Genomic DNA, 21185 nt, shown 5'->3' with positions numbered 1-21185 from the left:
ATTGAGAGGTTGTTTTTTATATTTAGGAAACCTGAATTATTTAAACAAGAATTTCACTCTTAATGATATCATCTGCGGTAAAACGGAAAGGGCAATTGCCACAAACACATTTAAATTTATATAGAATATAATGTACTAATTTTGAATAAGCATATAAGGAGATTATACATGAAAAATAGTGAAATTTTGATAAATTTAATAAACGATAATTTAAATGAAATAAATGACATAATCGATTGTTTATATATAACCCCAAATTCTTGCGCTAAAAATAAGCTTTTAAATCGCCTGCGCAAAAATATATCCAATATTACCACTCTGGTTCAAGGTCTGGAGGATAGTGATAGTACTAATATTTTACAACCAGATACAACCAGAATATTTACGGAAGCTGAACTATCAACATATAACGGCAGGAACGGAAATCCGGCGTATGTGGCAGTAAATGGCGTTGTATATGATATAACGAATAATGCGGCTTGGGGAGGAGCGACTCATTTTGGACTTTCGGCCGGTACTGACGTAACCAATCAGTTTGCTTCATGTCACGCAGGTCAGCCGGTTCTAAATAAATTGAAGGTGGTTGGGAAGATGGTAGAATGAATGAAAAAATTAGTATTTGTCCGAATTTTTACACTAGGTTAGAGACGACATCTTTGCTTGTTCATAAAGTAATAGATTCTGTTAAACAAAATAAAATAAAAAAAAGAAATTTAATATGGTTTGAGCTTACAGGATGTTCAGGAAATATTATTTCCCTTCTGGATGGGGCAAACCCGGATTTTAAAAGTCTGGCCACTCAAATGGTAAATTTTATTTATGACAATAGTCTAATGGCAGCTGAAGGTGAAGACGCCATGGAAAAATTGTTTAGTGTTATCGATGACGACTACATATTAGCTGTTGAGGGCGCTGTTTCGACGAAGAATAACGGATTGTACAATATTATCGGAAGGTGGAGAGGCCAGCCTGTAACTGCATATGACGCAATTAAAAAATTTGGGGAAAAGGCTGCTTATGTTATAGCTGTGGGTACATGTGCTTCCGACGGAGGTATTTCTGCGGCAAGGCCAAATCCGGCTCAATGTGTGGGCATTCAAAGCTTACTAAACAAAAAGGTTATAAAGCTTCCGGGTTGTCCATGTCACCCTGACTGGTTTATGGGAACACTTGCTTACATAATGCTTTTTGGAGAACCGGAATTGGATAGCAGGCAACGTCCGATTATGCTTTATAGCACGTTAATTCATGATATATGTCCAAGGAGAAAATATTTTGACAGCGGGATTTTTGCATCGAAACTTGGAGAAAAAACCTGCATGTTTAAGATTGGATGCAGAGGTCCGGTCACAAGAGTTGACTGCCCCGTCAGAAAGTGGAATGAGGGTGTAAACTGGCCTATTGAGGATGATAGTCCTTGCATTGGCTGTGCCATGTTTGGGTTTCCTGATAAAATGGAACCATTTATTAGTTACGATACTACATAGGAGAGCTGAAAAAATGAAGAGAGTAAAAATTAGTCCTGTTACCCGAATTAGCGGGTTTATGGAAATCGATGCGATCATTGGCAATAATACTGTAACAGATGCAAAAACAGAAGGTTTGCTTTTCAGGGGCTTTGAAAAAATGCTGGAGGGGAGAAGCCCCTTTGATGCCGTATATTTTACTCAAAGAATATGCGGTATTTGTTCAGCTGCTCATTCAATGGCATCAACTCTGGCGCTGGAGGATGCTTTTGGTATTATTCCTTCTCAACAGGGCAGATATTTGAGAGATATAATTCATGGATGCGAATTTCTTCAAAACCACATAAGACATTTTTATCAGTACACGGCACCTGATTTTATAAAGCTGCCTGAAGGCAATACGCTTTTTGAAACTAACCACAATGACTTTAGGTTGCCAAAACAAAAAAATGATTTAATTGTACAGCATTATTTTGATTCTCTCGTGTATAGCAGAAATGCGCATGAAATGCTGGCTGTTTTAGGAGGAAAAGCTCCGCATAACCATGGAGTTTTTATCGGCGGAATTACATCGCAGGCAACGCAGGAGAAAATATTGCAGTTACGATCTCTTCTGCAAAATATTAGAGAATTTATCTGCAATAAAATGATACCCGATGCTTATACCATTGCTGAATACTATGAAGAGTATTTTAGAATTGGACGAGGTTACGGAAATCTTCTCAGTTTTGGCTGTTTTAATGAATATGAAAAGCTTGGAACTCTTTATGTTAATCCTTTAGCGTACAGCGGAGGCAAGATTGTGGAACTTAATCCGGCAGAAATTACTGAAAATATTTACTCATCATGGTACATAGCAAACGAAGATACTTATACGCCATATCAAACAATTCCTGAACCTGATATGGATAAAATTGATGCATACTCGTGGGTGAAAGCTCCAAGGTATAGAGGACTTCCTTATGAGGTTGGGCCGTTGGCAAGAATGTGGCTTTGCGGCGAATACAGAAACGGAATATCTACAATGGACAGAACTTTGGCCAGAGTTCTTGAAGCCGCAAAAATAGCAGATATTATTCTTACGCTTCTTAATAACGTTATTCCAGGAATTTCTGTTCAAAAAGAATATGAAGTCCCTGAGAATGCTAAAGGTGCAGGTTTGATTGACACTACGCGAGGGGCTTTGGGTCATTGGATGAAAATTGAAAACAGCGTAATATCGCTTTATCAGATTATCACTCCATCTGCATGGAATCTTTCAACGAGAAGTGAAGATAATTTACCTGGCCCTGGAGAAAAGGCGTTGATTGGTACAATAATACAGAACACAGACTCTCCGGTAGAGATTGGAAGAATTATACGCTCCTTTGACCCATGTGTTTCTTGTGCTACTCACGTTTATACAAATGGTAGTTTAATTAAAACTATGAAGGTAGTGCCATGAAACGGATGTTTGTGATAGGTATTGGAAGCTGTGTTATGCGTGACGATGGAATAGGATCAAAGGTTGTTGGTGCTATTCAAGATAATCTCAGCACGCGTGGTATTGATTCATTAGTTGGAGAAACAGATTTTCAATGTTGTTTTGATGAAATTAAGCCTGAGGATTTTTTAATTATAATTGATGCTATGACACAGGAAAAAGAACCTGGCAGTGTTGATATAATGCTTCTCAGTTACGCATTAAAAAATCGCCGAAGGTTACGTACACAACACGAATTCAGCCTTTTTGACTTAATTGACTTGTATCATCCGAAATCACAAGGTTATTTAATTGGTATTGAAGCAGCTGAAATAGGCTTTGGATTTGAGCTAAGCGAACCGCTTCAAAAATCATTTGATAAGATTTGCAATATTGTTTTAACAACAATTTTAAATATAAAGGAGGAAATTGACAATGCATGATACACACTTGATAGAAAAAATATATCAATCTATTATTACTCTTTGCGAACAAAATGGAATTGTTAAAATAAATGAAATAAATATTGAAGTTGATGAAGGCAGCCATATTGAAGGACCACATCTTTTATCTCATTTGAAAGATCGTGACAGTGTTATGTTTGGTGAATGGACAGTCATAAATGTTGAGCATAAACCTTATGAAAAACTTACGGCTATTATTAAAAATATTGATGGGGATGTCTTTGAATAATATAAAAAGGTACGTTATAACTCTGGCAGGAATTGTACAAGGGGTTGGATTTCGCCCTTTTGTATACAGAACTGCAGAAGGGCTTCAGCTCAAAGGATGGGTTGAAAACCATGGCTCAAAAGTTATAGTAGACGTTGAGGGAAATGAAGGAAGTATCAAAGAGTTTATTCGAATACTTCAAAATGAGTATCCTAGTAATGCTGTAATTGCAGATTTTCAGATGAGATTACAACAAGTTTGTGGATACACTGACTTTTCAATTAAAACCAGCAGGGCTGATGACAATACAGCAAATTTTTTGTCTGCTGATATAGCTGTGTGTGAAAGCTGTTTAAAAGAATTTAACGCATTAGGCAACAAACGGTTTAAGTATCCTTTTATAAGCTGTACAGATTGCGGGCCAAGATACTCTATTATAAACAGCCTTCCCTATGACAGAGAAACCATTTCTATGTCTAAGTTTAAAATGTGTTCACAATGCCAAGGTGAATACAGCGCTAAAGATAACCGACGGTTTCACGCACAAACAAATTGCTGCTCTGACTGCGGGCCAATGCTGGAGCTGCTAGATGATCAAGGTAACAGGGTGGATTCGCTTGATTGCATAAGTCTTGCCAGGGAATTGATTCATAAAGGTAAAATTCTTGCTGTGAAAGGAATAGGAGGATATCACCTATGCTGCAACGCAGAAGATTCAGAGGTAGTGCAAAAACTTCGAAAACTTAAACACAGACCACATAAACCGCTGGCAATAATGGCTCGCAATATGGAATCAATTCATAGAATTTGTGAGGTATCAAAAAAAGAAAAAGAAATCTTAACAGGAAGCAAGAAACCAATCTTATTGCTGCGCAAGAAATCACCGGAGTATTTACCTCAAGATATTGCACCGAATCAAAAAAGTCTTGGAGTTATGTTGCCTTATACACCCCTCCATTTTCTTCTTTTTCAAGATGAAATTGACTATCTTGTTATGACTAGCGGAAATATCAGCGGCTCTCCCATATGCTACCAAGATGATATTGCTGTAAAAACTCTTAGTGCTGTTGCAGAATACTTTTTGGTGCATAATCGTGAGATAATTGTGCCGGTGGATGATGCGGTAGTAAAAGTTGCAGATGAGCATGAGGTGCTTGTTCGATGTGGGCGCGGGTACGCCCCTTTGACAATACATATAGAAATAAAGAACAGGATATTGGCAGTGGGACCTGAGCAAAAATGTTCTGTATGCATTACTGAAAATGGTTTTGCTACAGCAAGCCAGTACATAGGGGATCTAAACGAGTATAAAACGTATAAAGTTTTTAGCAGGCAAATTGAGCATTTTAAAAGTTTGTTTAATTATCATCCAGATATTTACGCTTGCGATTTAAATCCGGATTATATTTCTACACGTTATGCAAAGGAACAAGTAGGCGAAAAAATAGCAGTTCAGCATCATCATGCGCACATGGCTGGCTGCATGGCTGAAAATAAATTGTCGCATAAGGTGATTGGCGTAATATACGATGGAACAGGCTTGGGTACAGATGGTTCGGTATGGGGAGGAGAATTCCTTGTAGGTTCATTATCTGAATATAAAAGGGCAGGCCATTTAAATTATGTAACGCTTCAAGGAGGCGACAGTGCAGTAAAAGAACCGTGGAGGTGCGCCGCATCCTATCTATTATCTATTGGTGTTGATTCTCATGAATTTTTACGCAAAATAGATCCCTTTGTTTTGGATGCGGTTAATTCTGCAATTAAAAATAAAATTAAATGCTTTGAATCCTCCAGCATGGGAAGATTTTTTGACTGTGTTGCAGCACTATGCGGGTTTCAAGCACAAATAACTTATGATGCACAAGCTGCTATTGAATTAGAAAGCATAGCTGATAAAGAAGTTTGTAACTTTTATAAATATTCAATTAATGATACCGAAGATGGTTTTGTGCTGGAATATGAAGATATTCTAAAAGATATTATAAGAGACATTAGAAATAAAGAACCAAAGTTCATTATATCATCAAAATTTCATAACACCTTAGTTGAAGCCACAGCTGAATGTGTATGCAAAATTTACGAAAAAACAGCAATAAAAGATATTGTGCTGAGCGGAGGAGTTTTTGAAAATACATACTTACTTGAAAAACTTATATTTAAGCTTAGAAATTTGAAATTTAACGTTTATTATAATCGGCTTACACCATCAAATGACGGAGGAATTTCTTTCGGACAGGCGGTGGCGGCTGGTGCTATTTTGAAGGAGAATAATTATGTGCCTTGCGATTCCGGCAAAAGTAATCAATATTAATGAACCCCATGCGGAGGTAGATATAATGGGGGTTAGAAAAGAAGTAAATATTTTGTTAATCGACAAGCCAAGAGTTGGTGATAAAGTCATGGTGCATGCAGGATTTGCTATAAATAGAATTGACGACGAGTATTTTAATTTTCTTAAAAATGCTCTTCAAGATATGTTGAGGGGTATGCAATGATAGAAGAAGATAAACTGTTAATTGGAAAAACTGTTGAAAAAATTAACAAAACTATTACCGAAGATATTCGCATAATGGAAATTTGCGGCACACATACACATCAAATTGCCAGATTTGGAATCAAAAAAATTCTTTCTCCAAAAATCCGCCTTGTTTCAGGGCCCGGCTGCCCGGTATGTGTAACTGAAGCAGGTTATATTGATGCGCTAATAAAGCTATTAAACTATGAAAATGTTGTAGTAGCTTCATTTGGAGATCTTTTGAGAGTCAGCGGTTCATGCGGCAACTTGGAAGAACAGATCACTTTAGGGAAAAAGGTGGTAACAGTCTATTCACCTGAAGATGTGCTTAATCTTGCACAAAGGCGAAAAGGTGAAAATATTGTATTTGCAGCGGTTGGCTTTGAAACTACAGCACCTTTGTACGCAGCATTAATTAAAATGGCGCGGAAACAAAAAATTAATAATTTATTTCTGCTAACGTCACTTAAGCGAATGGAGCCTGTAATAAGATTTATTTTGGAAAAAGGCAGCGTTAATTTTGATGCAATGCTTTGTCCCGGCCATGTTGCTGCCATAACTGGCACAGCTCCTTTTTTGCCAATAACCACTGTTTATAATATGCCCGCAGTCATATGCGGCTTTGAGGCAATGGATATTATTGCATCCATAAGCATTTTATGCAGGCAGCTTACAGGAGAAGTGCCTGTTCAACTCATGAACACATATAAAAGATGCGTATGTGATGCAGGAAATACGCTGGCTCTCCATCTTATAAACGAAGTGTTTCAAATATCTGATGCAAATTGGAGAGGTATTGGAATAATAATAGATTCTGCTTTTACAATAAACAGTGACTTTGAAGAATATGACGCTTTAAAAAAATTTAATATTGAAATACAATCAAGTCCTAATGTTTTCCTCAATCAATGTGATTGTGGGAAAGTACTAATAGGAGAAAAAACGCCGGATATGTGTGTGAACTTTGGACGCAAATGTTCTCCTGAGCATCCTATAGGACCATGTATGGTTTCTTCAGAAGGGGCATGCGCAGCGTACTACAGATATGGAGGTAATAAAGTTTGAATCAACGAATTATGCTTCGACACGGCGACGGAGGCCTATTAACAAATAATCTAATCAGGGATATTTTTTATAAGTATTTTGACAATGAAATTCTTACAGGATATCAAGATTCTGCTATTTTTCAAATGAAGGCAGGACGGCTTGCGTTTACCACAGACAGCTTTGTGGTAAAGCCAATTTTTTTCCCGGGCGGAGATATCGGAAAGCTCGCCGTATGCGGGACAGTCAATGATCTGACATCGGCAGGAGCGGTTCCTCTGTATCTCAGTGCGGGTTTTGTCATAGAAGAAGGGTTTGAAATTGAAAAACTGGATTTGATTGCTTCATCTATGAGCAGTATTTGTAAAAAAGCCGGAGTCAAAATTGTGGCTGGGGATACTAAAGTGGTGGAAAAAGGGTCGGCAGACGGAATCTATATCAATACCTCTGGTATTGGAAAAGTACATAAATTTTTTAACCCAAGAAAAATAACATCAGGTGATGAGATTATACTTACGGGAACTGTAGGCGAACATGGGACCGCAATTTTACTTAAAAGATATGAGCTTGGTTTAAAGGGAGACTTTACAAGTGACTGCAATCCTCTTTCAGAGATTGTTTCTGTTCTTGGCGATGGTATTAAGCATGTGAAGCTTATGCGAGACCCTACCCGTGGAGGTGTTGCAAATGCGCTTTGCGAAATATCCGACAGTTATAATATTGGAGCTATAATAGAAGAGGAGAAGTTACAAATAAGACCGGCTGTTAAATCTGTCCATGAACTTCTGGGTACAGATCCCCTATACTTTGCCTGTGAGGGCAGGATGATACTCGTTGTTGAAAAAGGGTTTGGTACAAAAATCCTTAATTGTATTAATATGTTAGATGATTGCCAAAACTCACAAATAATTGGAAAATTTGATGATTTATACAGTAAGGTATGTGTAAGGACGTGGCTCGGAGGGGAACGGATACTTGCTATACTTGAGAATCAAATGATATCGAGAATTTGCTGATTATTAATTTATCTTAAAGGGAGGGATATTATGGCGTGTTTTTTAGTGCCGGCAGCTGAAGCTGTTGTCATAACTGTTATAAAAAAGAGTGTAAAAAAGAAAGAGATTTCAAAAATTAATTTAAAATCTGATGATGGAGTTCCTGACATCAAGACTGAAACAGGGTTATCATGGAGCCGTAAATTAAATTGGTTGACGAATCTTTTATGGGGAGGAGTTTTTCTTCTAGCCATTGAACATATTTGGCACGGAGAAGTAGTTCTCAGACCACCATTTTTGACTGCAATGAACAACCCTGAAAATATTGCACCTATGCTTCATGAAATTGCTACGGTAGGTGTTTCTATGGCGATTTTTGTTACTGCAATATGGAGTGTTATGGTGCTTGTATCAGATTACTTATATAAAACAACAGCTGCTTTTAAGCATGCTATGGGGGAGGAGTAAAAATGTATCTATTAATTACATTTTTTGCTGCAATTATTGCTACTATTGTTTGGTATGTACAAATGCCAAAGGACCCTTACAAAGTCAGTACGCTTAGCTTTATGTACTGGGGAGCTTCACTTATGTGGTTAGTGGATGGATTTTTCTGCATTGCTGAAGGAGAGCCTTTTTTAGAAATGAGTTTTAAGGATGCTTTATTAGGTTTTACCGCAGTTATCTGCGGGTTAATAGCGTGGATGACTATTCTTTTGGTTAAAGGTGATAAAATAAATTTTTTTTATAAGTAAATATTACATTTAATTATATTTAATAATATATAATTAGCTTTGAGTTAAACTGCCAAAAATAAAGACATTAGGATGTTAATGGCTTTATTTTTGGCAGTACTATTTTTGCTTGGAATTATACTGGTGTCTATTATGACGTTCCGGTGTTGTAAAATATGAGGAAAAGATATACAATTATAATAACGATATCCTGTACAATTGCCGAGATTATTTCAGGGGACATTTTCTCGCCGGCAGTGCTTGAAGCCTAATATTTATTTTGATTTTAGAATGATGTTTCATACTTTTAACATAATAAGCTCTCTTTTAAATGCATTAAAAGAGAGGAACTAAAGAGTAAAATAAACTACTATATTAACTATAAGGAGCAAATTATATGGAATGGATAGAGCGTCTAAACAAAGCAATAAACTACATCGAAGATAATATTTCAGAAGAAATCAGTTATGAGCAAGCGGCGAAGATAGCTTGTTGTTCTACATATCATTTTCAAAGAATGTTTTCGTATATGGCTGGTGTTCCTCTTTCAGAGTACATTAGGCGCAGGCGTATGTCGTTAGCTGCTGTTGATTTACAAGGTAAAGATGAAAAGATTATTGATGTTGCACTTAAATATGGTTATTCTTCGCCAACGGCATTTAATCGTGCATTTAAAGCCATACATGGAATAGCTCCATCATCATTAAAAAAGGATGGTGTAACAATGAAATCATATCCGCCTATAAGCTTCAAAATTACCGTTAAAGGAGTAGAGGAATTGAACTATCGAATTGAAGAAAAAGAATCATTTAGAATTGTGGGAGTTTCTCATCCGCTAAATAAAGAAATTGAGAAAAATTTTGCAATTGTTCCGCAAATGTGGCATACAGCAGCAATGGATGGTACCATCTCTAAATTGGCTGCCATGATGAATAATCAACCTATGGGACTTTTGGGAGTAAGTTTATGCAATGATTGTGAAGAGTGGAAATATTTTATTGCAGTTTCAAGCACGACTGAGATTGATGAAACTTTAGAAGAATACATAGTGCCTGAATCTACTTGGGCAATATTTGTTGGTAGCGGAACAAATATATCAATTCAAGAGTTAGAGCAGCGTATTATAACAGAATGGCTTCCTACTTCAGGATATGAGTATGCAAATGCCCCGGATATTGAAGTTTATCTAAATCCTGACCCTAATAATGCTCAATATGAAGTGTGGATACCTGTTACAAAAAAATAAGGAGGTGACAATAATGCCAGAGGTTTCATTTGAGGATTTTCTTGAAAATGTAGATAATAATAACAAAGATTTTGCATCTGAGGTAAATAGCTTCCTTTTAGAAAGTGGATGTAAGTGCAATATCAAAAGTGCTAAAAGTGGATTTACGGTTTCTTATCTATTTAACAAAAAAACGTTAGCGACTTTTTTATGTAGGAAATCAGGCGTGAAATTGCGCATATATCCACAGCATTTAGAGGAATATGAAAGTTTTTTAGGTACCCTTCCCGAAAAAATGAAGAAGGAAATTAAAAAAGCGTCTGTATGTAAAAGATTACTAGATCCAAATGATTGTAATCCGAAATGTGTAATGGGGTATGACTTTTGTTTAGATGATGAGCGCTACAAGAAATGCCGTTATGCGGCATTCCAACCTACACTTAACCAGGAGAACAACGTGTTTATTAAATCATTTTTAGTGCATGAATTGTCATTTTTTAAATAGCATAGCTGCTAAAAAAACTACATATGTATTTTCAGAATTTATACCTATGAGATAGAAGGAGAGTAAATGAAATCGAAACAGGAACGTTCTAGTTTATTTAAAACTTTTCAATCACAAATAAAGTGTAAAGATAAATTTGAGGAGGGTAAGATAAATTTACTTCAGCTCCGCAAAGAATTAAAAGAAATTGATGATTATATATTTGCAAACTGTGAAAAAAAAGACTACTGCATAATGCCGCTGAAATCGGATAAAACAATTGCATATTATTTATATCATCTAACCAGGATTGAAGATATTACATCTAACACTCTTATTTTAGGTAAGAAACAAGTATTTTTTGAAAATAAATATGATAGTTTATTAAGCAGCCCTATTAAAACTACAGGCAACGAGCTAAAAAGAGACCAGCTTGTTCAATTTAGTCTTTCCTTAGACATTAATCAGTTAAAACATTATGTAGATGATGTTTATGCAAACACAAATCAGTTAATTAACCAAATGAATTTTAAAGAGTCAAGGTTAAAGGTTAAAGATGTCAGGAAAAATGATTTAATAAAATTAAATGTTGTTTCTACAGATGAAAATGCTTTTTGGCTCGTTGATTATTGGTGTAAAAAAACATATGCAGGACTGTTTTTAATGCCGTTTTCAAGGCATCAAATGTTACACCTAGATGGCTGCTTAAGAATTATGCATAAAATAAAAAAGTAATTATTGAATTGATTTAGCAACACATAAATTCTTATTAATTCGGGTCTTTCTGTTGAAGAAATAGCTGTTCGCATGGATGTACCGATTGAATATATCAAAGAATCATTATGAAAAAGAATGCTTGAAGCTTATCAATCGGTATGAATGACGTTGCTTATTCTTACCTGTTAAAATAATTTTAGAAATTATTTGTCTACAATAATAGTATTTCATGATATAATGCATTTACTTACAATATGTGACAGAGGTGTATTATGATGAAAATTCTATTAACCAACGATGACGGAATATTTTCAGAAGGAATAAAAGTATTGGCTGATATTGTGAAGGACTTCGGAGAAGTTTATGTGGCGGCGCCAGACAGACAAAGAAGTGCTGTGTCTCACGGTATAACCATACATGGACCGATAATCGTCAAGAAATATGATTTCCCGGTTAAGGTAAAAGGTGCATGGAGCATAGGAAGCACCCCTGCCGACTGCGTACGTTTAGCACTTAACAATTTGCTTGACGAAAAACCAGATCTTATACTCTCCGGCATTAATAACGGTACAAATTACGGTGGTGACGTACTATATTCAGGAACTGTAGCCGGAGCCATAGAGGGCTACCAGTACAAGATACCGTCACTGGCTCTTTCATTGGACGGCAATAATTTTGATGTGTGCCGCATGTACCTTGGTGCTTTTTTAGAGAAGTATATTAAAACTTCGATGAATAGAAATTATATACTGAATGTGAACATTCCTTCCTGTAAACCGGATGAATTTAAGGGAGAGGTTTATGCAAGGCTATCTGCGCCGGGACAATATCCTTTCTATTTTAAAGAAGAAAAATTAAATGAGGAAACAAGTAGTTTCGCGCTTTGTATGAAAGATGCATCTAATGTTGAGGAGGACTCGGACATAGATTATGTAAAACAAGGATATATGTCAGTTACGCCTATAGCTCCCAACTACGAAAGTTCTAATTATGTGGAGCATTTGATAAGTACAGGTTTGGTGCAGAGGGCTACAGCGCTTGAAGCTGAATAGACCTTCGCATAGAGTTTTTAGTAAAAACAAAATCAGAATACCGGCATGTTAAAAAAGAACACAAGGTATTCTGATTTTGTATTATTAATTAAATTTTTAAAAATTATGCCGATATACTATATTAAGTTCTAAGAGAAGGGAAGGAAAATTATGCTTTGGAAAGACAAATATGAACTTGGTGTTCCTTTGATTGATAATCAGCACAAGGAGCTGTTCAGGCGTGTGGAGCTATTCATTCAGACAGTGAAATCATCTGCAGATTGGAATGAGAAAGTTAGCAAAGTAAATGAGACACTAGAATTCATGAAAGGATATGTGGTAGAGCATTTCAATGCTGAAGAAGGATACCAGAGAAGCATCGAGTACCCTGGATATGATATGCATAAAAAAATACATGACGACATGGTTAGTTATGTACTTAGTGTTTCTGAAGAATATGAAAAGAGCGGGTGCGATGAAAAATTAATGTTGCAGTTTGCAGGAAAGCTCTTGGCATGGCTCATAAACCATGTTGCAGCAGATGACCAAAATATTGCTTCTTACGCAAAGGAAAAGGGGGTGGACGGCAATGAGCGCTAATCTTTACAACTCATTTGTTAAAGCAACCCGTGATGTGTTTAAACTTATGCTTGATCTTTCGGACATAGAGGATAATCCTGCAGATGATTTTGTATGTGATGATTCCTTGGATATATCCATCGGAGTAACAGGAGACCTTGAGGGTGAAGTTATTTACAGGTTCCCTCCATCAACCTCACTAAGTATGGTTAATATTATGGTTGGAATGGATTTGGATTCAGTTGATGAGTTTGTTACATCAGCGATTTCTGAAATTGCAAATATTATAAGCGGAAATGTTCTTACGATGCTTTCTGATAATAAACTTAAATGTGACATATTGCCGCCAAAGCAAGGTTCATCTGATGAAGGCAAAGAGTATGATATACACCAGACAAGTTGCCTAACTACCTCTGTTGGCGGAGTTTGCCTTGATATAAAGTTAAATCAGGCTAACTGATAGTACTGGTATATTATACAATTATAAGATATAAAAGAAGGACTTGTTTATATATATTAACAAAAGCTTAATACTTTATAATCGGTTTCTGAAATATTGAGATTAAATCTGCATGCCAGTTCGCGTATGCAGATTTTTCTTATTATTTACAAAATATATATGCAATAATCTTCTTTATTTGTTGAAAAGTAAGCTGTATATGGTATTATGGAAATATAATTATTATATCTAAATAAAGAGGTGAGGGACATTATTTCTTCTAAAAGTAAATTAACATCGCTGGAAAAGCATTGGATCATGTATGATGTGGGAAATTCCGCATTTATATTGCTCGTATCGACTATTATACCTATTTATTTCAAGAATATTGCTACTGGCAGCGGCATATCGGCTTCAAATTCAACGGCTTATTGGGGATATGCAGTATCAATTTCAACGCTTATTGTTGCAATAATAGGGCCTATACTGGGAACGCTTGCTGACACGAAAGGATATAAAAAACCTTTGTTTACAGCATTCCTTTTGATTGGTGCAATAGGATGTGCCGCGTTGTCCATAAGTGCGTCGTGGTTTGTATTTCTTTTTATATTTGTAATTGCAAAGATAGGTATATCAGGAAGTTTGATATTTTATGATTCCATGCTGCCGGATGTAACGGCTGAAGATAAAATGGACTTGCTCTCTTCCCTTGGGTATGCATGGGGGTATATAGGAAGTTGTGTTCCCTTTACATTGAGTTTGGTTATTATACTTTTTTCAGATAAACTTTATATTACTGCTTCAAATGCAACAAAATTTGCTTTCATATTGACTGCAGCGTGGTGGGTTGCTGCTTCTTTTCCTTTGCTTAAAAATTATAGACAAATTTATTATGTGGAAACAAAAAAGAATGCTATACGGGAAGCACTTGTTAGACTGAAAAATACATTTATGGATATAAAAAACCAAAAAGAAATTTTTATATTTCTTATGGCGTTTTTTTTCTATATTGACGGAGTATATACAATAATTGAAATGGCAACATCCTATGGAAAAGATGTGGGCATAAGTGACAACAATTTACTGTTTGCTCTTTTGCTGACACAGGTTGTTGCATTTCCATTTGCACTAATGTTCGGAAAACTTTCTAAAAAATATAAGACAAAAGATTTAATAAATGTCAGCATAATAGGCTACTTTTTAATAACTATATTTGCGCTTCAGTTGGATAAGGCGTGGGAATTTTGGTTCCTGGCCGTGTGTGTGGCAATGTTTCAGGGAGCAATACAAGCTCTTTCCAGGTCGTATTTTGCTAAAATTATTCCTAAAGAAAAATCAAGTGAGTACTTTGGTTTCTTTGATATCTTTGGAAAAGGAGCATCATTTACCGGAGCGTTTATAATGGGATTAACCACACAAATCAGCGGAAATTCAAAGACTGGGGTTGCATCTATCGCAATAATGTTCATAATAGGTTATTTTATGTTTAATCGTGCTGTTAAAATGAATAGATAATATTTTAGAAATAGTAATTCAAAGCAAAATAACATTTGTATTTTTAAAGACAAAGATTTGGATAATATGAAAGGGGAGAAAAAGAGTATGTGGTATCTACTATTATCAGGATTATTTGTGATTGTATTATTAATATTATTTCTTTACATGCCGTATTCAAAGACAAAAAAAGAGTTTAATAATGTGATTGAAAACAGAGTTAAATCAATGAGCAAGACATTAGAAGTATTTACTGAAAATGATATGATAAATCTTCCGGAGCCTGTACAAAAATATTTTAAGAAATGCGGGTATATTGGTAAGCCTAAAATGAGTTATATGAAGGCATATTATAAAAATGTAAATTTTAAGATGTCACCATCTAAGACAATAAAGATTGATCATACTCAGTGCAATTTTGTAAAACGCCCTGAGCGCTTTGCGTTTATAAATTCTAATTTGTATGGTATTCCATTTGAGGGGCTTGATTCCTATGATTGCGGAATAGGAAGAATGAAAGGAGTTATTGCAAAGATTATAACACTATTCGATCAGAGAGGAGCTGAAATGGATAGGGCATGCTTAGTGACATATTTGTCTGAAAGTCTGATTTTCCCAAATGCAGCGTTGCAAGATTTCATTACGTGGAAGGAAATCGACAGCACGCATGCCGAAGCAGAGATAAGTTGCTACGGAATATCAGCTTCAGGTGTATTTACATTTGATGAGGACGGGTTATGGCGCAGTTTCAGAACAAATGATAGAATATCGGTCTCTATGGACGGCAGCGAGAGGAAGGCGCCATGGTCGGCAATAGTTGAAGACTATCATCAGAGCAATGAAATATGGGTGCCAAGAGTTGTTAGCTCTGTCTGGCATTATCCTGAAGGAGATTTTATATATTTTAATGAAAATGGTTCGAAAATATTAATTGAGCACTATTAAAAATTTTTTGTATTTATACTTTAAATAAATTGCAAAGATATAAAAACAAATTTTTGGGAAACCTCTAAAATGTTATTGACATATGTCAAATAAGGAGTATAATTAAAACATAAATGACATATGTCGATAACAACGATTATTTTATGCTGTAAAAGTTCAATAAGTACTTTGAATTAACATTTGACATGATGTACAAATGTGCGGTAAAGAAAAAATGGAGGCTTTTATGAAAATAGCAATACCCGTAGATAAAAAAGACATTAAAACAGAGGAGTGCGTGTCATTTGGCCGAGCACCTTACTTTATGATTTATGATACCGAAGCAAATGAAGCTGTGTTTCTTGACAACAGTGCGGCAGCTATGACAGGAGGAGCTGGAATTAAAGCGGCTCAGGCAATAGTAGACAGCGGGGCTGAATCGGTACTTGCGCGTCGATGCGGAGAAAATGCAGCTGAAGTACTTAAGGCTGCTGATATTAAAATATTTAAAACAAGGAGTTCTTCTGCAAAGGAGAACATTGATGCATTTATTGCGGGAGAGCTTTCTCAACTTGATGAAATACATGCCGGATTCCACGGACATCACGGAGGCAATTAATATGAAGATTGCTGTTCTGAGCGGTAAGGGCGGAACGGGAAAAACTTTAGTTTCGGTTAATTTGGCAGCCGTATCAGGTAATTCAGAATATATAGATTGCGATGTAGAGGAGCCAAATGGTCATCTCTTTTTGAAACCGGATAACGTTCAGGAAAAAGGAATTTATGTGAAAGTTCCTCAGGTTAATTATGATTTGTGTAACGGATGCCGTAAGTGTGTTGATTTTTGCAAGTACAATGCGCTCGCCCATATAAGAGACAGATTGATTGTATTTGAAGAGGTATGCCATTCATGCGGTGGATGTGCAATGTTATGCCCGGAAAATGCGTTGACGGAAAAAAACAAGTCAGTAGGTAAAGTGCTTGAAGGAAATTCCGATCAGATAACCGTGCGTACAGGGATGTTGAACACAGGAGAAGTTTCAGGTATTCCTATTATAAAAGATCTTCTTGATGAGAGCAATTTCGGTTCATGTAAGAATGTTTTTATTGACTGCCCGCCCGGAAGCGCATGCAGTGTAATGGAGAGCATCAAAGATGCGGATTATTGCATATTAGTTGCAGAACCTACCTTGTTTGGTGTGCACAATCTCAACATGGTTTATGAATTGGTTAAAATTTTTAAAAAGCCTTTTGGCGCAGTTTTAAATAAATGTACAGATGGAGAAAATCCCGCGGAAAGATTTTGTCATGAAAATAACATTAAAATTTTAAGCAAGATTCCATTTGACAGTGAGCTTGGAATGCTGAACTCAAATGCGGAAATTGCCGTATTTAAAAGTAAGAAATATAAAGAATTATTTTTAACTTTGCTCGATAAAGTGACACAGGAGGTGCAAAATGAAGCAGCTATTAATTCTCAGCGGTAAAGGCGGCACCGGAAAGACTACGATAGCAAGTGCATTTATAAAGCTTTCCGATGCTAAATCATATGCTGACTGCGATGTTGATGCGCCTAATTTACACCTTATAGCCGGACAAAACACCAATCCGGAAATAACGGATTATTATGGCCTCCCAAAAGCGGAAATAGACCCGGAAATATGCATTGATTGTGGCAAATGTGCCAGAAGTTGCAGATTTAGTGCCATATCTAAAACAGAAATGTATAAAGTCGATCCTTTTGCTTGTGAGGGTTGCGGTGTTTGCGAACTTGTTTGCCCTGTCAATGCGGTAAGCTTGAGACCATCTGTTGCCGGAGAGCTTATGTTGTATTCCGAAAATGAAAAAGTTTTTTCAACAGCACAGCTAAAAATGGGAAATGGTACTTCTGGGATGCTGGTAAGTGAAGTGAAAAAACAAATGAGATCAGCAGCTCCTAGTGCTGAATTATCAATAATAGACGGCTCTCCTGGAATAGGGTGCCCTGTTATTGCATCACTGAGCGGTGTTCACATGGTACTGATAGTTGCAGAGCCTTCTGTTTCAGGTATCAGTGATATGGAAAGGATAATAAATACCGCAGCTAAGTTCGGTGCAAGGGTTGCAGTCTGCATAAATAAATATGATATTAATTATGAAAATTCTGAAAAAATAGAAAAGTTTTGTAAGGAGAACAAAATTCCGTTTGTAGGTAGAATACCTTATGATTCAGAAGCTGTTAAGGCTGTTAATAATGGCCAAACCATTGTCGATGTAGAATGCAAATCCGGCACGGTTGTAAAACATTTATACAGCAAGACTATGGAATTGCTGTACAGCGAATGAAGTAGGAATAAAATAAGTTTAGGAAATGGTTGAGGCTAAATACCTTTTACCAGATAATATATATAAAGGAGATAAAAATGATAAAAATAGCAGTTGCCAGCGAAAATGAAAGAGTAACAGAACACTTTGGACATTGTATAAATTTCAATATTTTTGAAACTGAAAATGATGTTATTACAAAAGAAGAGTCAATTCCAAATCCGGGACACAGGCCGGGATTTTTGCCAAACTTTTTAAATGATATGGGAATTAATGTAATCATATCAGGCGGAATGGGAGGCGGAGCCATAGATATTTTTAATGAAAAAGGGATAGAAGTAATTGTTGGTGCCAGCGGTGATGCCAAGGCAGCAACGGAAGCATATCTTAAAGGTTCATTAAAATCAACAGGTTCAGTCTGCCATGAGCATCAACATCATGATGAATGCGGCGAATAATACGCCTACAATAAAGAAGTATTGATTACAGCGCACGGCATAGTCGGTTTCGGCTATGCCGTGTGTTTGTTCATTTTATGCTCTGCAGTATTTTGGCTGCCATTAATAACAAAAAATTAAAAAGCTGTTTATAAACAAGTTTATATTAGGATATTTCGGTGTATAATTAATTGTATGGAAATGACATTGAAAGGAGTATTATATGGAGCTATCTAATGTTATGTTTGCCTTTTTACTGACGCTTTTTGCCGGGCTTTCCACAGGGATAGGAAGTGTACTTTCGTTGCTTACAAAAAGGACTAACACTAAATTTTTATCTGTTGCATTAGGTTTTTCAGCAGGTGTAATGATTTATGTTTCATTTGTTGAAATCTTTGTTAAAGCAAAAGATTCTTTAATTGCAGTAATGGGAGTAAAAATGGGTGCTTGGGCAACTGTGGGAGGATTTTTTTTCGGTATTCTTATTATAGCTGTTATTGATAATTTGATTCCATCAACGGAAAATCCTCATGAAGTACATACGGTGGAAGAAATGGACGGAGAAAGTGAAGAACATAAATCCAGTTTGATGAGGATGGGTATGTTTACTGCACTTGCCATAGGTATACATAACTTTCCGGAAGGGCTTGCGACATTTACAGCTGCACTGAATGATCCAAGTCTTGGAGTGCCTATTGCATTTGCGATTGCAATACACAACATACCTGAAGGAATTGCGGTTGCTGTTCCTATATTTTATGCTACGGGCAGCAGGAAAAAGGCATTTAAGCTATCATTTTTATCAGGATTATCGGAGCCGATTGGGGCAATTATAGGGTATTTGATTTTATTCAGATTTTTTAATGATGCTATGTTTGGATTTATATTTGCATCAGTTGCAGGAATCATGGTATATATAAGTCTTGATGAACTTCTACCTTCAGCAAGAGAATATGGAGAGCATCATCTAGCAATATACGGGCTTGTTGGGGGAATGGCTGTGATGGCTGTAAGCCTCTTGTTGTTTATCTAAGAAATTTGTGGTAATAATGCAGTTAAAAACTCTTCCTGGCTAGGGGAAGAGTTTTTTATGGGTGAGTTTTTATATTTAAATTAGTTATTTTTATATTTCCGTTTTTAAAGCTTTCATTAGAGAAACCATTGCAAAAAGCATTACAAAAATAAATGGGAATGCTGCTGCGACTGAAGCTGTCTGTAACGCTTGCAATCCTCCTGAAAGCAGTAATGCAGTTGCAAGGAATGACTGAATTAATCCCCACAGAACTTTTCTATTTCTATTTGGATTCAAATTTCCTTCAGACGTTAACATGCCAAGTACAAATGTTGCAGAGTTAGCAGATGTTATAAAGAATGTACATAACAATGCAACTGTAACTAGTGACAATATGTTTCCAAGAGGATAGTATTTTAATACTTGAAACAAAGCTGTTTCAGGAGCTTCGGTCATAACTGCAATACCTTCAACCCCAACCTTATCAATTAAATTCAGTCCAAGGCTTCCAAAGGCTGAAAACCATACTATTGATGCAAGTGCCGGAGCTACTATAACCCCGCCTACAAATTCTTTTATAGTTCTTCCTTTTGATATTCTGGCGATAAAGCTTCCTACAAAAGGAGCCCATGCAATCCACCATGCCCAGTAGAATATTCTCCACCCTTCAAGCCATGAATTGTCGCCGAATGCACTTATTCCAAGGCTGTCTTTCAGGAAATCATTTAAGTATAATCCCAGGCCGTTAGTCATGTTGTTTATTATTCCCAGCGTTGGCCCAACAATTATAACCAATGAAAGCAACCCAAACGCAAGGTATAAATTTATATCTCCCAATGTCTTAATTCCTTTATCAATACCTGTTACAGCAGTCCAGATAAACAATACAGTGATAACTGATATTATTATTATTTGAACTACTGGTGTTTCTGGAATGTTAAAAAGATAGTTTAATCCACTGTTTATCTGTAAGGTTCCTAGCCCCAAAGACGTTGCAACACCTGATACTGTAGCAAAAACTGCTAAAATATCTATAAGGTTTCCTATTGGACCTTGAACCCTTTTTTCTCCTAGAAGTGGAATAAATATGCTACTGATAAGTCCCGGCTTATTTTTCCTGAACTGAAAATAAGCGAGAGCTAGACCTATGATGCTGTAATTAGCCCATGGATGAAAACCCCAATGCATAAAAGAGGTTTTTATTGCAAAGTCAGATGCCTCTAAACTTCCGGGGGCTATATCTCCCAGAGGCTTCACAAAATGAGATATTGGTTCTGCTGTACCCCAGAATACCAATCCAATACCCATTCCAGCTCCAAACAGCATGGCAAACCATGACGCTGTACTATACTCGGGTTTTGAGTCATCAGCACCAAGTTTTATATTTCCATACTTGCTGAATGCCAGAGCAACAGCAAAAATTACGAATATCAACATTGACAATAAGTATGACCACCCGAAGTATTTTGAAAGGAAGTGCAGCAAAGAATTTGCAGCACTGGCAAAGCTCGTTTGTCCTATAATTCCCCATAATACTATTGATGTTGAAAAAATGAGAGATATGTAAAACACTTTATTATTTTTTTTATTTATATCATTCATATTTCCTCCGCACCTTTAGAGTGGGGATGATTTTAATACATCCCCA

25 protein-coding genes are annotated in these 21185 nt (G+C 36.3%); 24 read left to right on the top strand and 1 reads right to left on the bottom strand.

All coding sequences use genetic code 11. From position 1 onward, the window contains the following. Positions 1 to 168 precede the first annotated feature (168 nt). The 24 genes from RBQ61_RS14955 to zupT all read left to right on the top strand — a co-directional run bounded on the left by RBQ61_RS14955 (position 169) and on the right by zupT (position 19558). Positions 169 to 603: a cytochrome b5 domain-containing protein gene (locus RBQ61_RS14955; protein WP_308138020.1), complete on the top strand. Its 435-nt coding sequence runs from the start codon at positions 169 to 171 to the stop codon at positions 601 to 603. Beyond that, positions 600 to 1487 (top strand): hydrogenase small subunit, encoded by an 888-nt coding sequence (locus tag RBQ61_RS14950; RefSeq protein ID WP_308138019.1) that lies wholly within the window; start codon positions 600 to 602, stop codon positions 1485 to 1487. Before RBQ61_RS14955 ends, RBQ61_RS14950 begins: the two co-directional genes overlap by 4 nt. A gap of 13 nt (positions 1488 to 1500) precedes the next feature. Continuing rightward, positions 1501 to 2910 carry a nickel-dependent hydrogenase large subunit gene (locus RBQ61_RS14945; protein WP_308138018.1) on the top strand — a complete coding sequence of 470 codons (1410 nt, stop codon included), beginning with the start codon at positions 1501 to 1503 and terminating at the stop codon, positions 2908 to 2910. A gap of 5 nt (positions 2911 to 2915) precedes the next feature. Further along, positions 2916 to 3371: a hydrogenase maturation protease gene (locus RBQ61_RS14940; RefSeq protein WP_308138017.1), complete on the top strand. Its 456-nt coding sequence runs from the start codon at positions 2916 to 2918 to the stop codon at positions 3369 to 3371. Continuing rightward, the gene (locus tag RBQ61_RS14935; protein ID WP_308138016.1) at positions 3364 to 3621 is read left to right on the top strand and encodes a hypothetical protein; all 258 of its coding nucleotides are present in this window, start codon (positions 3364 to 3366) and stop codon (positions 3619 to 3621) included. The genes RBQ61_RS14940 and RBQ61_RS14935 overlap by 8 nt, the downstream gene beginning before the upstream one ends. Beyond that, positions 3614 to 5914 carry a carbamoyltransferase HypF gene (gene hypF, locus RBQ61_RS14930; RefSeq protein WP_308138015.1) on the top strand — a complete coding sequence of 767 codons (2301 nt, stop codon included), beginning with the start codon at positions 3614 to 3616 and terminating at the stop codon, positions 5912 to 5914. Before RBQ61_RS14935 ends, hypF begins: the two co-directional genes overlap by 8 nt. After that, positions 5877 to 6098: a HypC/HybG/HupF family hydrogenase formation chaperone gene (locus RBQ61_RS14925; RefSeq protein WP_308138014.1), complete on the top strand. Its 222-nt coding sequence runs from the start codon at positions 5877 to 5879 to the stop codon at positions 6096 to 6098. The genes hypF and RBQ61_RS14925 overlap by 38 nt, the downstream gene beginning before the upstream one ends. Beyond that, the gene (gene hypD / locus RBQ61_RS14920; RefSeq protein WP_308138013.1) at positions 6095 to 7183 is read left to right on the top strand and encodes a hydrogenase formation protein HypD; all 1089 of its coding nucleotides are present in this window, start codon (positions 6095 to 6097) and stop codon (positions 7181 to 7183) included. The genes RBQ61_RS14925 and hypD overlap by 4 nt, the downstream gene beginning before the upstream one ends. After that, complete coding sequence (gene hypE, locus RBQ61_RS14915) at positions 7180 to 8178, top strand: hydrogenase expression/formation protein HypE (protein ID WP_308138012.1); 999 nt, start codon at positions 7180 to 7182, stop codon at positions 8176 to 8178. The genes hypD and hypE overlap by 4 nt, the downstream gene beginning before the upstream one ends. Positions 8179 to 8208: 30 nt before the next feature. Continuing rightward, positions 8209 to 8625, top strand: a complete 417-nt coding sequence (locus RBQ61_RS14910) for a hypothetical protein (RefSeq protein WP_308138011.1) — start codon at positions 8209 to 8211, stop codon at positions 8623 to 8625. Between the two features lie 2 nt (positions 8626 to 8627). Further along, the gene (locus tag RBQ61_RS14905; RefSeq protein ID WP_308138010.1) at positions 8628 to 8912 is read left to right on the top strand and encodes a hypothetical protein; all 285 of its coding nucleotides are present in this window, start codon (positions 8628 to 8630) and stop codon (positions 8910 to 8912) included. Positions 8913 to 9288: 376 nt separating this feature from the next. Then, positions 9289 to 10137 carry an AraC family transcriptional regulator gene (locus RBQ61_RS14900; RefSeq protein WP_308138009.1) on the top strand — a complete coding sequence of 283 codons (849 nt, stop codon included), beginning with the start codon at positions 9289 to 9291 and terminating at the stop codon, positions 10135 to 10137. 13 nt (positions 10138 to 10150) lie between these two features. After that, complete coding sequence (locus tag RBQ61_RS14895; protein ID WP_308138008.1) at positions 10151 to 10621, top strand: hypothetical protein; 471 nt, start codon at positions 10151 to 10153, stop codon at positions 10619 to 10621. Positions 10622 to 10687: 66 nt separating this feature from the next. Next, the gene (locus RBQ61_RS14890; RefSeq protein ID WP_308138007.1) at positions 10688 to 11335 is read left to right on the top strand and encodes a phage head-tail adapter protein; all 648 of its coding nucleotides are present in this window, start codon (positions 10688 to 10690) and stop codon (positions 11333 to 11335) included. 254 nt (positions 11336 to 11589) lie between these two features. Beyond that, on the top strand, positions 11590 to 12369 hold the full coding sequence (gene surE / locus RBQ61_RS14885) for a 5'/3'-nucleotidase SurE (RefSeq protein WP_308138006.1): 780 nt from the start codon (positions 11590 to 11592) through the stop codon (positions 12367 to 12369). Between the two features lie 150 nt (positions 12370 to 12519). Next, positions 12520 to 12948 carry a bacteriohemerythrin gene (locus tag RBQ61_RS14880; protein WP_308138005.1) on the top strand — a complete coding sequence of 143 codons (429 nt, stop codon included), beginning with the start codon at positions 12520 to 12522 and terminating at the stop codon, positions 12946 to 12948. After that, positions 12938 to 13387, top strand: coding sequence for a chemotaxis protein CheX (locus RBQ61_RS14875; protein ID WP_308138004.1), 450 nt, complete (start codon positions 12938 to 12940; stop codon positions 13385 to 13387). Before RBQ61_RS14880 ends, RBQ61_RS14875 begins: the two co-directional genes overlap by 11 nt. A 297-nt stretch (positions 13388 to 13684) precedes the next feature. Next, entirely contained in the window at positions 13685 to 14881 is a 1197-nt protein-coding gene (locus RBQ61_RS14870) for an MFS transporter (protein WP_308138003.1), read from the top strand. 87 nt (positions 14882 to 14968) lie between these two features. After that, positions 14969 to 15805: a DUF6544 family protein gene (locus tag RBQ61_RS14865; RefSeq protein ID WP_308138002.1), complete on the top strand. Its 837-nt coding sequence runs from the start codon at positions 14969 to 14971 to the stop codon at positions 15803 to 15805. A gap of 226 nt (positions 15806 to 16031) precedes the next feature. Then, positions 16032 to 16403, top strand: coding sequence for a NifB/NifX family molybdenum-iron cluster-binding protein (locus RBQ61_RS14860; RefSeq protein WP_308138001.1), 372 nt, complete (start codon positions 16032 to 16034; stop codon positions 16401 to 16403). A 1-nt stretch (position 16404) separates the two neighbouring features. Next, positions 16405 to 17271, top strand: coding sequence for an ATP-binding protein (locus RBQ61_RS14855; RefSeq protein ID WP_308138000.1), 867 nt, complete (start codon positions 16405 to 16407; stop codon positions 17269 to 17271). Continuing rightward, on the top strand, positions 17243 to 18109 hold the full coding sequence (locus tag RBQ61_RS14850) for an ATP-binding protein (protein ID WP_308137999.1): 867 nt from the start codon (positions 17243 to 17245) through the stop codon (positions 18107 to 18109). Before RBQ61_RS14855 ends, RBQ61_RS14850 begins: the two co-directional genes overlap by 29 nt. 77 nt (positions 18110 to 18186) lie before the next feature. Next, positions 18187 to 18546, top strand: coding sequence for a NifB/NifX family molybdenum-iron cluster-binding protein (locus RBQ61_RS14845; protein WP_308137998.1), 360 nt, complete (start codon positions 18187 to 18189; stop codon positions 18544 to 18546). A 202-nt stretch (positions 18547 to 18748) separates the two neighbouring features. Beyond that, entirely contained in the window at positions 18749 to 19558 is an 810-nt protein-coding gene (gene zupT / locus RBQ61_RS14840; protein WP_308137997.1) for a zinc transporter ZupT, read from the top strand. A 90-nt stretch (positions 19559 to 19648) separates the two neighbouring features. Here the strand turns inward: zupT and RBQ61_RS14835 are convergent, their stop codons facing one another. Then, positions 19649 to 21139 carry a BCCT family transporter gene (locus RBQ61_RS14835; RefSeq protein WP_308137996.1) on the bottom strand — a complete coding sequence of 497 codons (1491 nt, stop codon included), beginning with the start codon at positions 21137 to 21139 and terminating at the stop codon, positions 19649 to 19651. Positions 21140 to 21185 lie beyond the last annotated feature (46 nt).

Source organism: Sedimentibacter sp. MB35-C1 (assembly GCF_030913635.1).
GTDB lineage: Bacteria > Bacillota > Clostridia > Tissierellales > Sedimentibacteraceae > Sedimentibacter.
Note: the sequence above shows the minus strand (reverse complement) of the source record. Positions and strands in the feature narration are given on the sequence as shown.

Excerpts from the sequence above, each read along its gene's own strand:
- RBQ61_RS14845 (WP_308137998.1), top strand. The coding sequence starts at position 18,187 with ATGATAAAAATAGCAGTTGCCAGCGAAAATGAAAGAGTAACAGAACAC.
- RBQ61_RS14935 (WP_308138016.1), top strand. The coding sequence starts at position 3,364 with ATGCATGATACACACTTGATAGAAAAAATATATCAATCTATTATTACT.
- RBQ61_RS14950 (WP_308138019.1), top strand. The coding sequence starts at position 600 with ATGAATGAAAAAATTAGTATTTGTCCGAATTTTTACACTAGGTTAGAG.
- RBQ61_RS14855 (WP_308138000.1), top strand. The coding sequence starts at position 16,405 with ATGAAGATTGCTGTTCTGAGCGGTAAGGGCGGAACGGGAAAAACTTTA.
- RBQ61_RS14835 (WP_308137996.1), bottom strand. The coding sequence starts at position 21,139 with ATGAATGATATAAATAAAAAAAATAATAAAGTGTTTTACATATCTCTC.
- RBQ61_RS14955 (WP_308138020.1), top strand. The coding sequence starts at position 169 with ATGAAAAATAGTGAAATTTTGATAAATTTAATAAACGATAATTTAAAT.
- RBQ61_RS14860 (WP_308138001.1), top strand. The coding sequence starts at position 16,032 with ATGAAAATAGCAATACCCGTAGATAAAAAAGACATTAAAACAGAGGAG.
- RBQ61_RS14870 (WP_308138003.1), top strand. The coding sequence starts at position 13,685 with ATGTATGATGTGGGAAATTCCGCATTTATATTGCTCGTATCGACTATT.
- hypD (WP_308138013.1), top strand. The coding sequence starts at position 6,095 with ATGATAGAAGAAGATAAACTGTTAATTGGAAAAACTGTTGAAAAAATT.
- RBQ61_RS14945 (WP_308138018.1), top strand. The coding sequence starts at position 1,501 with ATGAAGAGAGTAAAAATTAGTCCTGTTACCCGAATTAGCGGGTTTATG.
- RBQ61_RS14940 (WP_308138017.1), top strand. The coding sequence starts at position 2,916 with ATGTTTGTGATAGGTATTGGAAGCTGTGTTATGCGTGACGATGGAATA.
- RBQ61_RS14875 (WP_308138004.1), top strand. The coding sequence starts at position 12,938 with ATGAGCGCTAATCTTTACAACTCATTTGTTAAAGCAACCCGTGATGTG.
- RBQ61_RS14900 (WP_308138009.1), top strand. The coding sequence starts at position 9,289 with ATGGAATGGATAGAGCGTCTAAACAAAGCAATAAACTACATCGAAGAT.
- RBQ61_RS14890 (WP_308138007.1), top strand. The coding sequence starts at position 10,688 with ATGAAATCGAAACAGGAACGTTCTAGTTTATTTAAAACTTTTCAATCA.
- RBQ61_RS14850 (WP_308137999.1), top strand. The coding sequence starts at position 17,243 with ATGAAGCAGCTATTAATTCTCAGCGGTAAAGGCGGCACCGGAAAGACT.
- RBQ61_RS14865 (WP_308138002.1), top strand. The coding sequence starts at position 14,969 with ATGTGGTATCTACTATTATCAGGATTATTTGTGATTGTATTATTAATA.
- RBQ61_RS14905 (WP_308138010.1), top strand. The coding sequence starts at position 8,628 with ATGTATCTATTAATTACATTTTTTGCTGCAATTATTGCTACTATTGTT.
- surE (WP_308138006.1), top strand. The coding sequence starts at position 11,590 with ATGATGAAAATTCTATTAACCAACGATGACGGAATATTTTCAGAAGGA.
- RBQ61_RS14925 (WP_308138014.1), top strand. The coding sequence starts at position 5,877 with ATGTGCCTTGCGATTCCGGCAAAAGTAATCAATATTAATGAACCCCAT.
- RBQ61_RS14910 (WP_308138011.1), top strand. The coding sequence starts at position 8,209 with ATGGCGTGTTTTTTAGTGCCGGCAGCTGAAGCTGTTGTCATAACTGTT.
- RBQ61_RS14880 (WP_308138005.1), top strand. The coding sequence starts at position 12,520 with ATGCTTTGGAAAGACAAATATGAACTTGGTGTTCCTTTGATTGATAAT.
- zupT (WP_308137997.1), top strand. The coding sequence starts at position 18,749 with ATGGAGCTATCTAATGTTATGTTTGCCTTTTTACTGACGCTTTTTGCC.
- RBQ61_RS14895 (WP_308138008.1), top strand. The coding sequence starts at position 10,151 with ATGCCAGAGGTTTCATTTGAGGATTTTCTTGAAAATGTAGATAATAAT.